The 13,772-nt window shown below is 68.8% G+C and carries 12 protein-coding genes and 1 pseudogene; all 13 read right to left on the bottom strand.

Annotated elements, in window-relative coordinates; translation table 11 throughout:
• Nucleotides 1-298 precede the first annotated feature (298 nt).
• Nucleotides 299-1,042, bottom strand: coding sequence for a hypothetical protein (locus tag FCI23_RS37135; protein ID WP_136728574.1), 744 nt, complete (start codon nt 1,040-1,042; stop codon nt 299-301).
• 115 nt (nt 1,043-1,157) lie between these two features.
• On the bottom strand, nt 1,158-1,493 hold the full coding sequence (locus FCI23_RS37130; RefSeq protein WP_136728573.1) for a hypothetical protein: 336 nt from the start codon (nt 1,491-1,493) through the stop codon (nt 1,158-1,160).
• Nucleotides 1,494-1,646: 153 nt separating this feature from the next.
• Entirely contained in the window at nt 1,647-2,429 is a 783-nt protein-coding gene (locus FCI23_RS37125) for a uracil-DNA glycosylase (RefSeq protein ID WP_136728579.1), read from the bottom strand.
• Nucleotides 2,430-2,672: 243 nt separating this feature from the next.
• On the bottom strand, nt 2,673-4,541 hold the full coding sequence (locus FCI23_RS37120; protein WP_246144447.1) for a transketolase: 1,869 nt from the start codon (nt 4,539-4,541) through the stop codon (nt 2,673-2,675).
• Nucleotides 4,542-4,894: 353 nt separating this feature from the next.
• Nucleotides 4,895-5,644 carry a succinate dehydrogenase/fumarate reductase iron-sulfur subunit gene (locus tag FCI23_RS37115; protein ID WP_136728572.1) on the bottom strand — a complete coding sequence of 250 codons (750 nt, stop codon included), beginning with the start codon at nt 5,642-5,644 and terminating at the stop codon, nt 4,895-4,897.
• Nucleotides 5,641-7,602, bottom strand: a pseudogene (locus FCI23_RS37110) (fumarate reductase/succinate dehydrogenase flavoprotein subunit). Before FCI23_RS37110 ends, FCI23_RS37115 begins: the two are co-directional and overlap by 4 nt.
• A gap of 1 nt (nt 7,603) precedes the next feature.
• Nucleotides 7,604-8,332 carry a succinate dehydrogenase cytochrome b subunit gene (locus FCI23_RS37105; protein WP_136728571.1) on the bottom strand — a complete coding sequence of 243 codons (729 nt, stop codon included), beginning with the start codon at nt 8,330-8,332 and terminating at the stop codon, nt 7,604-7,606.
• Nucleotides 8,333-8,447: 115 nt separating this feature from the next.
• Nucleotides 8,448-8,780, bottom strand: coding sequence for a cupin domain-containing protein (locus FCI23_RS37100; protein ID WP_136728570.1), 333 nt, complete (start codon nt 8,778-8,780; stop codon nt 8,448-8,450).
• 239 nt (nt 8,781-9,019) lie between these two features.
• Nucleotides 9,020-10,813 carry a molybdopterin-dependent oxidoreductase gene (locus tag FCI23_RS37095; protein WP_246144442.1) on the bottom strand — a complete coding sequence of 598 codons (1,794 nt, stop codon included), beginning with the start codon at nt 10,811-10,813 and terminating at the stop codon, nt 9,020-9,022.
• Nucleotides 10,814-11,025: 212 nt separating this feature from the next.
• Entirely contained in the window at nt 11,026-11,514 is a 489-nt protein-coding gene (locus tag FCI23_RS37085) for a VOC family protein (RefSeq protein ID WP_169317095.1), read from the bottom strand.
• A gap of 496 nt (nt 11,515-12,010) precedes the next feature.
• Nucleotides 12,011-12,478, bottom strand: a complete 468-nt coding sequence (locus FCI23_RS37080) for an HAD hydrolase-like protein (RefSeq protein WP_211265609.1) — start codon at nt 12,476-12,478, stop codon at nt 12,011-12,013.
• Nucleotides 12,373-12,687: a hypothetical protein gene (locus FCI23_RS58535; RefSeq protein ID WP_211265608.1), complete on the bottom strand. Its 315-nt coding sequence runs from the start codon at nt 12,685-12,687 to the stop codon at nt 12,373-12,375. Before FCI23_RS58535 ends, FCI23_RS37080 begins: the two co-directional genes overlap by 106 nt.
• Before the next feature lie 43 nt (nt 12,688-12,730).
• The gene (gene gnd / locus FCI23_RS37075; RefSeq protein WP_136728567.1) at nt 12,731-13,750 is read right to left on the bottom strand and encodes a phosphogluconate dehydrogenase (NAD(+)-dependent, decarboxylating); all 1,020 of its coding nucleotides are present in this window, start codon (nt 13,748-13,750) and stop codon (nt 12,731-12,733) included.
• Nucleotides 13,751-13,772: the final 22 nt, after the last annotated feature.

The following is a 13,772-nucleotide window of genomic DNA, read 5'->3' as shown; positions in this document are numbered from 1 at the left end:
CTTGCAGACCATGGCCCAGAATGCGGCACTGACAGTTTTCGCAGATCGGCGCCAGCCTTTGGGCCGCGCACTCAAGACTGTCAAAGGTGTGCACCCCTCCGGCGGTGCGCACCTCGAACGTCATCTCGTAGTCGTTGCCGTGGTGGCGCGGCGGCGTCCGGGTTCGCTGACGACGCGATGCCGGTGCTTCTGGACGGTGAACCAGCAGTAGCCGTGCATCGGCCGGTGACCGGACCGGTCTCCTTCCAGCGTCGCCTCGAGGCGGTTGCCCCGGCGTCGTAGGAGGTTCCCCGGCCAGCTATGGGAGCTGTTGGTCGGGGTGTTCAGCAGCAGACCGCCGTCGGCGAGCTCCTCCAACCCAGGGCACGGGCAGCCGGGGTACGGCGAAGGTGGACAGCACCCGGTCGTACGGTCGTCCGTCGGCCTCGAAGCCGCCGGTGGCATCGGCGGTGAGGACGTGGGCGTCCAGCCCGAGGGATACGAGCCGTACGGCTGCGGCGTCGGCCAGATCCCGGTCCGACTCCACCGTGGTCACCGATCCGTCAGGACCGAGGATGTGCTTGGCCAGGGCCGACGCGATGCCAGCTCCGGTACCCAGGTCCAGGTAGCGGAGCCCTCGGCGCAACCTCAGCCTCCCCACCGTGCGGACAGTCATCGACATGACGCTGCTCATACCGGTGATCGCGCCGCCGGTGACGATGCCCCACCGTTGCCCTGACAGCGGCTCGCCATCGTGCTGGACCAGGACCGAGACGCCACTGTGGATCAACTCCAGCCACTCGGCCAGGTCTTCCGGGTGGGCGCGGTGTGGCAGCTGCCACTTCCCGGGCTCTGCTCCGGGTTCGTTGCGGCGTACGTACGCGCGCGGGAACAGCACCTCCCGTCGTACGCCGAGCAGCGCCTCGCGGAGCGCCGGATCGTGAAGGTCGCCGTCGGCTTCGAGCCGGGCCACCATGGCCCGCCGGGGAATGGCGGTCTCGGAGTTGGCAGGCCCCGCAGGAGGAGCCCCACTGGGGCGGGGCGTGGGAAGCGAGCGGTACACGGGGAGACCTCCAGCGGGTGACGGCGAACGAGGGCGTAAGTCCGGGCGCGGTATCAGCTCAGGGATCAGCTCCTCTTCCCGGAGGTGTGCCGATCGGAGGCGCGGGGCGGGGATGTCATCGGTGCGCGGTCACCACCAGCCGGGCCAGGGTGTGCTGGGCTCGCGCGACCTCCACCGCATCGTCGTTGCCGGCCGCCCACTGAAGGTCGTCGACAGCGGCTAGCGCGGTGAACGCGGGCAGCGCCCGCATCTCGGCCTCGGCGAAGGCGCGGCCGTAGCCGGACAGGCACGCGACCTCAAGGTCTGGGCGCTTTGCCCAGGTGTAGGCGGCGAGCCAGACGAAGTCGTCGATGGCGACCCCGATCCCGGTGCGCTTTGTGTCGGCAGACGCCGTGTCCCGCGCAGGTCGTGTCGCTTTACACGAGGCCGAAGCTCTTCGTGTGTGTCGCATTGCGGCACTCCGTCGTGTCCCTTTTCCTGCACGACTGCGTGACCGAGATCACACCTGCGCGGGGTGGGTGTGTCAGCTGGAACGATAGGTAAACGTAGGGCTCCGGGCACAGGGGTCCTTCCATGGAGCGGGCGGTAGGAGAGGATCGGCTGTTCACGGACGAGAACGGTGGACTGGTACGTCGGCCATGTCCGCACCGCGGTGCAGCACGTCGCGGAGCATGGCGGGGGTCAGTGTGCGGGTCGACATATTGCGTTGGCTCGGGTGATAGCCGCCGATCAGGTGCAATACCCGTTCACTTCGGGCATCGGTGAGCTGCGCGTGTGCTCCGTGTCCGAAGGCTGGGCGCGGACGGGGCACCTGCCACCCTGTGTTGGTGAGTACCGGGAGCAGCGCCTGCCAGGCGAAGCCGCCGAGCACCAGGATCGCGCGCAAGGTCGGGCGCAGGAGTTCCAGCTCCCGGGCGAGCCATGGCCGGCAGGTGTCGCGTTCGGTGGTGGTGGGGCGGTTGTCGGGCGGTGCGCAGTGCACCGGAACCGTGATCCGGACGCCGAACAGCTTCATCCCGTCGTTGCGGTGCGTGGCCACGGGCTGGGAGGCGAGGCCGAGGTCGTACAGGGCGGCATAGAGTGCATCGCCGGAGGGGTCACCGGTGAAGATGCGTCCGGTGCGATTGCCGCCGTGCGCGGCCGGAGCCAGTCCGGTGATCGCCAGCGGTGCGTCCGGCGGGCCGAAGCCGGGCACGGGCCTGGCCCAGTACTCCCAGTCCTGGAAGGCCCTGCGCTTGACGCGTGCGGCCTCCTCCCTCCAGGCCACCAACCGTGGGCAGGCCCGGCAGGTGCTCACCGTCTGGTCCAGTTCGCGCATGGAATCCAGTCGGGGAGCCGTCACCAAGGGGAAGCTGCGGGTCTGCGGCGTTGGGTGGCTGCCGTGCATGCTCATGCTCCTCCTCGCGCCGTCTGTCGAACGGTCGCGGTGACGGTCCCGGCCGGCGGCCGCCCACGGTTGCGGGCCGGGCTGACCGATCGATCTGGAAGGTGCCCGTCATGGCCGAGCAGATCACCTGGCGCCGAGTCTACGAGGAGACCTCGCGCAAAGACGGCACGCGTTGAAGGGTCTTCGACCGGGCCCTGCACGCAAACGCCGACGCCGGTGGCTGCTGGTCGACGCCGCAGGACGTCAGCGATTCGGGCGCGGTGTGGGCGTGTGTGCCGCCGCGAGGCGTTCGCGCACTGTCTGAGCGATATGTGCGCCGTCGATGCCGGCCTGGGCGAGCAACTCGGCCGGTGTCCCCGAGGTCGGCATCACCCGCACGGCGAGCGTGACGATCCGTGGCCGCGAGGTGTGGTCGGCGAAGACCTCGAGCACGGCGTTCCCGATCCCGCCCTCGGCGTGATGGTCCTCGACGGTGACGATCAAGCCCGTCGCCTCGGCTGCCTCGATCAAGGTGCGCTCATCGATCGGCTTGACCGAGTACAGGTCGACGACGCGAGCGGCCACTTTCTCGGCAGCCAGCTCGTCGGCGGCGGCCAACGCCTCGTGAAGCGTGATTCCCGCCGCGACGAGGGTGACCTGATCGCGGTCGGAGGAGCGGACGACCCGAGAGCCGCCGATCTCGAACTCCTCGTCGGCCGCGTAGAGCACCGGCGTCGCCGCGCGCGTAGTTCGCAGGTAGGAGATGCCGGGCTGCGCGGCCATCGCCTGAACGAGCTTCGCGGTCTGGTTCGCGCAGCACGGATACAGGACGGTGCTGCCGTGCACCGCCCGCAGCGCAGCGATGTCCTCAAGGCCCATCTGCGAGGGCCCGTCCTCGCCGATCGAGACGCCGCAGTGCGAGCCGACCAGGCGGATGTCGGCACGGCTGACCGCCGCCATCCGGATGAAGTCGTAAGCACGCGACAGGAACGCCGCGAACGTGGCCGCGAACGGCACCCAGCCGCGCACCTGGAAGCCGACGGCCGTTGCGACCAGCTGCTGCTCGGCGATGTACATCTCGAAGTACCGCTCGGGATGCGCGTCGGCGAACAGTTCGGTGTAGGTCGAGTTGCCGACCTCGCCGTCGAGCGCGACGATTCGGTCGTTCGAGGCGGCCAGAGTGGCCAGTGCCTCACCGAAACCCCTTCGGGTCGCCACCTGATCGCCCACCTTCCAGCTCGCCGCGGGCGCTTGGTGGGTCTCGAACCGGTGTGGCTGCGCGTCGCCGGCGGGAACGCTCGCGCGCACCGTCAGCTCCCGCAGCCCACCGAGCTCGCGGATCGCCGCCTTGGGATCGGCCAGTGGTTTGCCGTGAAAGCCGTTGCGGTTCTCGACCGCGCTGACGCCCTTGCCCTTGACGGTGCGCGCGATGATCGCGACCGGTCGGCCGTCGCCCGCTAGCGCCTGCTCGTAGGCGCGGTCGATCTCCCCGACATCGTGGCCGTCGATCTCGATCGCCCGCCAGCCGAACGCCTGCGCTCTGCGTACGTAGGTGTCTGTGTCCCAGCCCAGCATCGTCTCGCCTCGCTGGCCGAGGCGGTTCACGTCGATGATCGCGATGAGGTTGTCCAGCTGTTCATGGCCGGCGTGGTCGAAGGCTTCCCAGATCGAACCTTCCGCCATCTCGCTGTCGCCGCACAGCACCCACACCCGGTAGGGCACCCGGTCCAGGCGCTTGCCCGCGAGCGCGAGGCCGACGCCGCAGGGCAGTCCCTGGCCGAGCGATCCGGTGGCCACGTCGACCCAGGGAATGCCGGGCGTCGGATGGCCTTCGAGCCGGCTCCCGAGCTTGCGGAACGACAGCAGTTCGGTGTCCGAGATCGCTCCCGCGGCCTTGTACAGCGCGTAGAGCAGCGGCGAGGCGTGCCCCTTGGAGAAGATCAGGTGGTCGTTCAGCGGCTCCGTCGGCTGGTCGAAGTCGTAGCGCAGGTACTTGGCGAGCAGCACCGCCATCAGGTCGGCGGCCGACATCGACGACGTCGGATGGCCGGAACCCGCCGCGGCTGCCGCACGGATCGAGTCGACACGCAACTGCTGACCGAGCTCGCGCCACCGCTGGAACTCACCGTTCACCGCAGCCGCCTCCTTCACCTCACGGGATGTCACGCGACCTCGCGCCGCGAGAGGCCACAAGGACGCGGCCTTCAACTGGCCGCAAGCGGCTCGCCGGCCTCCGTGGGTGACAAGTCGCCCACGGCTGGGAACTGGTCGGCGCGCCGGCCGCTGGCTCGATGCTAAGGCGGCGACGCCTTCACCTCCGGGAGCGGATCGCCGGTAGACGAGGCTCAGATCCCGGTAGCGCTCGTCGAGCCGGAACACCGCAGGAGCGTCGCCGTCCGGCGAGGCGAGACGATGCACGCCTGCCTGTCTGCGGGCACAGTTGGGGCGCATGATCACGGTAGCGGAACCGCCGACAAGCGGGTCGGTCAAGTGTTGCGGTGGACCAGCGCGGCGAGGACGTCCCGGTGGTACCGCGAGATCACGTCCAGTTGGATGTCTTTGGGGCACACCGCGGTGCATTCGCCGATCTGCGTGCAGCCGCCGAACCCTTCCGCGTCGTGCTGGTCGATCATGGCGAGCGCGCGTGAGTCCCGCTCGGGCTGGCCCTGCGGGAGCAGACCCAGGTGGGTGATCTTCGCGCCGAGGAACAGCGCCGCCGAGCCGTTGGGACACGCCGCGACGCACGCTCCGCAGCCGATGCAGGTCGCCGCGTCGAACGCCGCGTCGGCATGGGCTTTCGGCACGGGCACGGCGTGCGCGTCGGGTGCGGCGCCGGTCGGGGCGCTGATGAAGCCGCCCGCCTGGATGATCCGGTCGAACGCGCCACGGTCGACGACGAGGTCCTTGACCACCGTGAACGGCTCGGCGCGCCAGGGCTCGACGTCGATCACGTCACCGTCGTTGAAGCTGCGCATGTGCAGTTGGCAGGTCGTGATGAGTGCTTTGGGTCCGTGCGCGATGCCGTTGATGACCAGACCGCACGTGCCGCAGATGCCCTCGCGGCAGTCGCTGTCGAACGCGATCGGGTCTGCGCCCTCCAGCGTGAGCCTTTCGTTCAGCGCATCGAGCATCTCCAGGAACGACATGTCCGGCGATACGTCCTCGACGTGGTACGTGACCATGCTTCCCTTGTGGTGCGTGCCCTTTTGGCGCCATACCCGCACAGTGATGTTCACGTGTAGCTCCGCTGCTTCATCTCGACGTAGTCGTACTCGAGGTGTTCCTTGTGCAGCACGGGGGTGCCGGAGACGCAGAATTCCCAGGCGGCGACGTACGCGAACCGGTCATCGTCGCGTAGTGCCTCGCCCTCTGCGGTCTGGCTCTCGGCCCGGAAGTGGGCTCCGCATGACTCCTCCCGGTGCAAAGCGTCGATGCACATCAGCTCGCCCAGCTCGAAGAAGTCCGCCACTCGCCCGGCACGCTCCAACGCCTGGTTAAGTTCCTCGTTCGTGCCGGTGACCTTGACGCCCTGCCAGAACTCCGACTTGAGGGCGCGCACCCTGTGGAGGGCATGGGTCAGGCCCTCCTTCGTACGCTCCATGCCGCAGTGGTCCCACAGGATGCTGCCGAGCTCCTTGTGGAAGGAGTCCACCGTGCGCTCGCCGTTGATCGACAGCAGGGTGTCGACCCGGTCGCGTACGGCCTGGACCGCTTCCTACGCGGCGGAGTGCGATGCGTCGAGCTTCTCGAAGGGCCCCGCGGCCAGGTAGTCGCGGATCGTGTTGGGAAGGACGAAGTAGCCGTCCGCGAGGCCCTGCATCAGCGCGCTCGCGCCGAGCCGGTTGGCGCCGTGGTCGGAGAAGTTGGCCTCGCCGATGACGAACAGGCCCGCAATCGTGCTCTGCAGGTCGTAGTCGACCCACAAGCCGCCCATCGTGTAGTGCATGGCCGGGTAGATCCGCATCGGCACCCGGTACGGGTCCTCGTCGGTGATCTGCTCGTAGATGTCGAACAGGTTGCCGTACTTCGCCTCGACGGCGGGGCGGCCCGTCCGTTCGATCGCGTCGGTGAGGTCGAGGTAGACGCCGAGCCCGCCCGGACCAACCCCGTGGCCTTGGTCGCATACGTTCTTGGCCGCGCGGGAGGCGACGTCACGCGGTACGAGGTTGCCGAACGAGGGATACCTCCGCTCGAGGTAGTAGTCGCGTTCCTGCTCCGGGATGTCGCGCGGGTCGCGGTCCTCGCCGCGCTTCTTCGGCACCCAGATCCGGCCGTCGTTGCGCAGCGACTCGCTCATCAGCGTCAGCTTGGACTGGTGTGCGCCGCTGACCGGGATGCAGGTCGGGTGGATCTGTGTGAAGCACGGGTTGGCGAACAGGGCGCCCTTGCGGTGGGCGCGCCATGTCGCGGTGACGTTGCAGCCCATCGCGTTGGTGGACAGGAAGAAGACGTTGCTGTAGCCGCCGGACGCGAGGACGACCGCGTCGGCGAAATGGGTCTCGATCTGTCCCGTCGTCATATCGCGCACGACCACGCCGCGCGCCCTGCCGTCGACGATGATCACGTCGAGCATCTCGTGGCGAGAGTGCACCTGCACGGTGCCGGCTGCGACCTGCCGCTCGAGTGCCTGGTACGCGCCGAGCAGTAGTTGCTGGCCCGTCTGACCGCGGGCGTAGAAGGTACGCGAGACCTGCACGCCTCCGAACGAGCGGTTGTCCAGCAGCCCGCCGTACTCGCGGGCGAACGGAACGCCCTGGGCGACGCATTGGTCGATGATGTCGACGCTGAGCTGGGCGAGGCGGTAGACGTTGGACTCGCGGGAGCGGAAGTCCCCGCCCTTGACGGTGTCGAAGAACAACCGGTGGATGCTGTCACCGTCGTTGCGGTAGTTCTTCGCCGCGTTGATCCCGCCCTGCGCCGCGATACTGTGCGCGCGGCGGGCGCTGTCCTGGTAGCAGAAAGTGGTGACCTGGTAGCCGGCCTCGCCGAGCGTGGCAGCGGCCGAGCTTCCGGCGAGGCCGGTGCCGATGATGATGACGGAGAGCTTGCGGCGGTTCGCCGGGTTGACCAGTTTGGCGTTGAACCTGCGGGCGTCCCAGCGCTCCTCGATCGGGCCCGACGGCGCCTTCTCATCCGCGACCGGATCCCCCACGGTGTAGTAGTCCGCGGGCGGGAGGGTCTCTGCGGTGTTCACGCTAGCCAACCCATCCGAACAGGACCGAGAACGGCACGACCAGGAACCCGATCGTGATCACGAGTGCGACCGCGGCGGCCGCGATGTTGAGATGCAGGCGTCGCCGGACACTGGTGTTGGCGCCCAAGGTGGCAAAGGCGCTCCAGAAGCCGTGCCGCAGGTGGAACCCGAGTGCGATCAGCGCGATCGCGTAGCTGAGGACCACCCACCAGATCCTGAAACCGTTGACGGTCCGATCAAACGGGCTCGGTGAGGCCCCTCCGGGATGGATCGTGTTCGTGGTCAGCTGCAGCAGGTGATAGATGACGAACAGCGCCACGGTCACCCCGCCCCAGCGCATCGTGAACGACGCGTAGGTGCGCTGGACACCGCCACGGCCCCGGGTGCTCTGGTAACGCCAGCCGCCAAGACCCGCGGTCGCCCTACGGGCGCGTCTCCACAGCGTCACCGCCGCATAGATGTGAACCAACACGCTCGCGAGCAGCACCACCCGGATGATCCACAGGGCGCCGGAGTAGGGAAGGAACGGTTCACCCATCGTCCGCAGATAGCGGGCGTAGTCGTCAAAAGCAGCACGGCCGGAGAAGACCTTGAGGTCGCCGTACATGTGGACCAGGAGAAACAGCACCATGACCAAGCCGGAGATCGCTATGGCCGCCTTGAGCGCCACGGTCGAGCGCGAAGCCGGCACTCGGTGGCGAGACGTCGTCAGGGGATGGGCCGTCGTCACCCGCACATGGTTTCAGGCGACGCTGCTCACAGGGCTCGGACACACGAGCCATCTGGGCGATCCACGCCGCGCGGTGGATGCACGCCGGCGACGTGGCCGTGGTGCGGGACGCAGGTCAGGACAGCTTGGCTACCGTCAGCAGGACGGCGGAGTCCTCGAGCGCCTCGAGGCTGTGGCGGGAGTCAGGGACGATGAGCAGGTCCCCCGTGCGGCCCTCCCATGACAGCTCACCTGCCGACAGTCGCACGCGCCCGTGCAAGACCTGCACCGTCGCCTCGCCCGGGTTCTCGTGCTCGGCGAGACTGGCGCCTTCGGTCATGCCGATGACCGTCTGACGCAGAACCTTCTCGTGGCCGCCATAGACGGTGTCCGCGGTGTGACCACCACCCGCGGCGGCTGCCAACTCCAGCTGTTGACGGGCCAGCGCTTCCAGGGAGGTTCTCTGCACCCCACCAGTCTCCCGCTTCGATGAGCCAGGGCAACTCGGGGCGGCCCGGGAGGGCCACGTGACAACGGGCCCCACCGGTGTGGTCCCGCGTCTCCCCGGGGGCGGGGGCTCCCGCGCAGGCCGGTCCGGACCTGCTCGGTAGTCCGCTGTGGGCCGCAGCCCACAGCGGACTACCGCGCCTCACCGACGACCTGCTCGCCACCGCCGGCAGTCTCACGCGCCGACCCAGTGGCCGGACGTTACAGGGACTGCCGGTAGCCGAAGAATTCGTGGTCCTGGTTGTATCCGCCAAAGCCGCTGCCGATGTCGGAGAAGTCGGCGACGAACTCGATCTCCTTGATCCATTTGACCTGTTTGAAGCCGAGTTCGAGCTCGTTGCGCAGCCGTAGCGGCGCGCCGTGGCCGAACGACAGCACCTCGTCGTTCATGTCGTAGGCGAGCATGGCGAGCTCGCTGCGCATGTGTTCGATGGGGTGGGCGTCGTAGTAGGTACCGCCGTCGGAGCCTTCCCCCAGGGAGTAGAACACCACCCATTTGGCCTGCGGGTCGGGCGTGACCAGGTCGAGGATCGTGGCCATGGACACGCCGCCCCATTTGGCGACACCGGACCAGCCCTGGATGCAGAAGTGCTGGGTGATCTGCTCGTGCGCGGACAGTTTCCTCACATCGTCGAGGGACAGCTCGACCGGGTGGGCGACCAGGCCGCCGATGCACAGCCGGTACTCGGCGAAACCGCCTGCCTGCAGGGCCTTGTACTCGGCAGAGTCGGGGTAGCGGCCGTTGTGCCAGAAATAGGGGGAGATGTCTTTCTCGCTGTACTCGCCCGGAGAGACATCGACGTGTTCGAACAGGCGCTGAGCGGGGCCGATAAGGGCGTATCCGACGCGCTGCACGACCCGGGGATGGCGCAGGGTCAGCGGTGTGGCCGCGACCCAGGCGGCGACGACCACCGCCATCCAGCCGAGGAAGATCCACAAGCCGAGCCAGCTGCTGTCGTTGCGGCCGCTGTCGATGTGGTTGAGGTTGACCAGGAGCCCAGTCGTGAAGACCAGGCTCACGTGGACCACGATGAACAGCACGAACCAGGTGAAGACCAGGAAGTGCACAGACCGGGCCGTCTGGATGCTCAGCACCCGGCTGAGCCGCTTGAAGCGGGTCGACAGCGCCGGTGACATCCCCAGCCCGGTGATCAACGCCAGGGGTGCCGCGACGAAGACCGTGACGAAGTAGGCCAGCAGTTGGAGCCCGTTGTACGCCACCCAGCCGTTCTCCCGCGGCCAGTTGAGCGACAAGTACTGGATGGCCACAGAAGCGGCGTTGGGGAAGACGCTCCAGCTGGTGGGGACCAGGCGTTTCCACTGCGGGGTGGCGAACAGCATCACGTAGAACACGAGACCGTTGAGCAGCCACAGCGTGTTCACCCCCAGGTGCCACCACCGGGCCAGACCGATCGAGTGCCGGATCCCCGGGAGGCCGACCCCGCGGGGCAGCCCGATCGAGTCCTGCTTCGCGGTCCACAGCGGGTCAGCGGAGACGGGCTCTTGCATCCGGAACCATTCCCGCCCCGGGGTGCTGTGCCGGGTCCAGTACAGGCGCGGATGATCGGCCAGGATCTGCAGGCCCGACCGCAGGGTGAACAGCATGAAGAACAGGTTGAAAAAGTGCGACCACCGTGCCCATGACGGAACGCCCAGGTAGGCGCCGTCGCGATCCGCGCGCGGATCGATGCCGGGATACTCGGCGATGAACCCCTGCACCGACGGCATGCCCCGCAGTCCCTTCGCCGCGGCGACGCACCCCAGCAAACCCACGAAGCCGATCGGCAGCAGCCACAGCAGGTTGAACCACCTGCTGCCCAAGCGCACCCGCGGAGCGACCCCGCCGGCCGCCGGAATAGAGCCCGCCCAGGTCGCCACGTCGACGACGTCGTCACCTCGCGTCAGGTTCGAGCGGAAACCTCCGGGGGGCTGGGAGGAGGCACCCGACGCGTGCGGCAGCGCACCGTCACCCGTCACGTGCTCGTCATCGGGCATGCCATCGACCTCCCGTCCACTGCAAAGACTGCCCAACCTCACGCCTTTGGACCGGCCGGGAGGCTGCAGTGACCGAGCCGACCGCAAGGGTGGGCGGACCGATCAATCTGACCACCTCCGGCAGATGCCCCGCACGCGCAACACGCAGCATGGCGGCTCGACCACGACACACGGGTGTCGCCGTTTCGCGGTGGTGGCGGTGCCAGCCGCAGTCACCAGGCGTAGACCCGGGTGATGATGTTGCTGCGCACCGCTTCCTCGGGCCCCGGGTGGGTCACCACCACCGTGTTGCCGCTCGGATCGCGGCCCTCGACCCAGACGAACCCCTCAGCCGCCTGGGTGGTGGTGTGGGCGTGCCGAATCTTGAGTACCTGCTCGCAGCGCCGCAGTTCTCCAGCGCTGGGAGCCGTCCAGATCACGCAGTGCACTCCGATGCCGCCGGTCATGTGCTCGGCATACGGGCTCAGGGAGCGCAGATACAGCTGGGAGCCCTCGCCACTGATCAGCAACGCGGCGGTGCCGGTCCGGTGGGAGACCTCCAACCCCAGGAGGTCGCGGTAGAAGCGCACCGGCTCTTCAAGGTCGAACACGTTCAACACGAGTGACGCCAGGCGGTACGCCGAGGCGGCCGCAGTGCCGCTGTCAGCGTCCTGACCCAGCGGCTGGTCGCCGGACGGTGGTGGGGTAGGCGTGGATCCCAAAGGGGGCCTCCTTGTGTGCGCTGCGCTGCGGCGACCCGCCGAGGCGTGCGACCACCGCGACGCCAGTCTGCGGTGCATGCCAGCCGGTCCATCTGCCGGATTCCGGACCACCACGCCCGACTCCGGGGGGCTGTGCGGCAGAGACCTGCAGGCTGTCACGAGTCTCGCATGGCAGACACGTTAAGGGGTGCCGGTCGCGGCCCGGGTGAGTCGCGGCGGTTCGTCGAACGCCGGCTGGCGGGCCCGTGCTGCCTGCCGTGGAGGCCGCCGGCTGGGTGATACCCCGGGACCGCCTCGTATTCGGCCATCCGCGCGGGCCGTCCTGCGAGCCGCCGACGCGGGCCCTGCGGTGAACCTGTTCGGCTGCTACCACGCCAGCCAGCACAACGTCTTCATCGGCCGGTTCCCCCCGGTGATGCTGCGCGTGGTACTCGGCGCGGCCGCCGAGGCGGCCGGGCTGTAGTTCCTGCGTGAGAACGGGCCGTGCCGTGGGTGGTCAGCTCAGGCCGGGGAAGGGGTCGGCCAGGGAGCGCAGCACATGGTCGGGCGCGGCTGCCCGCAGTTCGCCGGCGTGGTAGTGGCCACTGGCGACTCCGATCGCGGTGGCACCGGCTGCGTGGGCGGCTTCGATGTCGTGTGGGGTGTCGCCGACGACGTAGACGTCCTGCTTGCCCAGGTCCCGGCACTGCAGGCGGGCGGCCTTGGCGATCGCGAGGCGGGTGACCTCGGTGCGGTCCGGGGAGTCGGAGCCGTAGGCGCCGAAGACGAAGTAGCGGCCCAGCTTGCCCGGCTCCATCTTGGTGCGGGCAGCGCCTTCCATCGCCCCGGACACCACGCCGAGGATCACCCCAGCCGCTATCAGCCGCCGCAGGGTCTCTTCGACGCCGTCGAGTACCCGGTAGCCGGGCGAGGTCCAGATGTCCTCGGACAGGTGCCACAGGTATTGGCCATACAGCCGCGCCATCTCGTCGGGGCCCGGTCGCGGCCCAGCACCGCCTTGAAGGTCGCGGTGCCGACCTGCGGGTCGGTCTCCCCGGCGGAACTGTGCTCGCCGATGTCGGCCGACACCCCGTGGAGCCGGTCGAAGGCCCACGCCCAACTGCGGGCCCCGGACCCTCCGGTGTGCACCAGGGTCTCGTCGATGTCGAACAGCACCGTGATCGGTCGTGCCATGCCGCTGGTCCTCCTCGCCCGTTCCTCACGGGTGCCGCCACGGTCAGATGGACGTCTTCTCGTCGTGCCCGCCGAACTGCTTGCGCATCGCGGACAGCGTCTTGTCGGCGAACTCATCGAGGTGGCGTGAGGCGAACCGGGAGTACAGGGCCGCGGTCAACACCGGAGCCGGGACGCCCTCGTCGATCGCCGCGATGGTGGTCCACCGGCCCTCCCCGGAGTCCGAGACGCGCCCGGCGAAGTCCTCCAGGTCCGGCGACCGGCGCAGTGCGGCCGCGGTGAGATCCAGCAGCCAGGACCGGACGACGCTGCCCCGCCGCCATACCTCGGCGATCCGGGGGACGTCGAGGTCGTAGCGGTAGTACTCGGGATGCTCCAGTGGCGCGGTCTCCGCGTCGCCGTCCTGCGTGCGGGTGCCGATATCGGCATTGTGGAGAACGTTCAGACCCTCGGCGAGGGCGGCCATCATGCCGTACTCGATCCCGTTGTGCACCATCTTCACGAAGTGACCCGCACCGACGGGGCCGCAGTGCAGGTACCCCTGCTCGCACGGCTCGGCCTGCCCGTCTCGGCCCGGCGTGCGCGCCGCGGCCTGCACCCCCGGTGCCAGCGAGACGAAGAGCGGCTCGACCCGGGCCACCGCGTCCGCGTCCCCGCCGATCACCAGGCAGTACCCCGCATCCAGCCCCCACACCCCGCCGCTGGTTCCGCAGTCCAGCAGCCGGATGCCACGCTCGGCCAGCGTCCGGGCATGCAGCAGATCGTCGCGGTAGTAGGAGTTGCCGCCGTCGATGACGATGTCGCCGGAGTCCAGGGTCGTGGCCAGCTCGTCGATCACGGCGGTCGTGGCCTGCCCGGCGGGCACCATCACCCACACCGCCCGCGGCGCCTTGAGCGCCGCCACCAGTTCCTTGATCGATCCGGCACCGGTCGCACCGTCGGCGACCAGCGCGTCGGCCGCCTTCGGATCACGGTCGTAGACGACGCAACGGTGCCCGTCGCGCATCACCCGGCGCACGAGATTGGCGCCCATCCGGCCCAGGCCGATCATTCCCAGCTGCATGAGATTCTCCTCGTCAGTGGCG

The organism is Actinacidiphila oryziradicis (assembly GCF_005047355.1).
GTDB lineage: Bacteria > Actinomycetota > Actinomycetes > Streptomycetales > Streptomycetaceae > Actinacidiphila > Actinacidiphila oryziradicis.
This window is presented reverse-complemented; position numbering and strand designations above follow the sequence as displayed.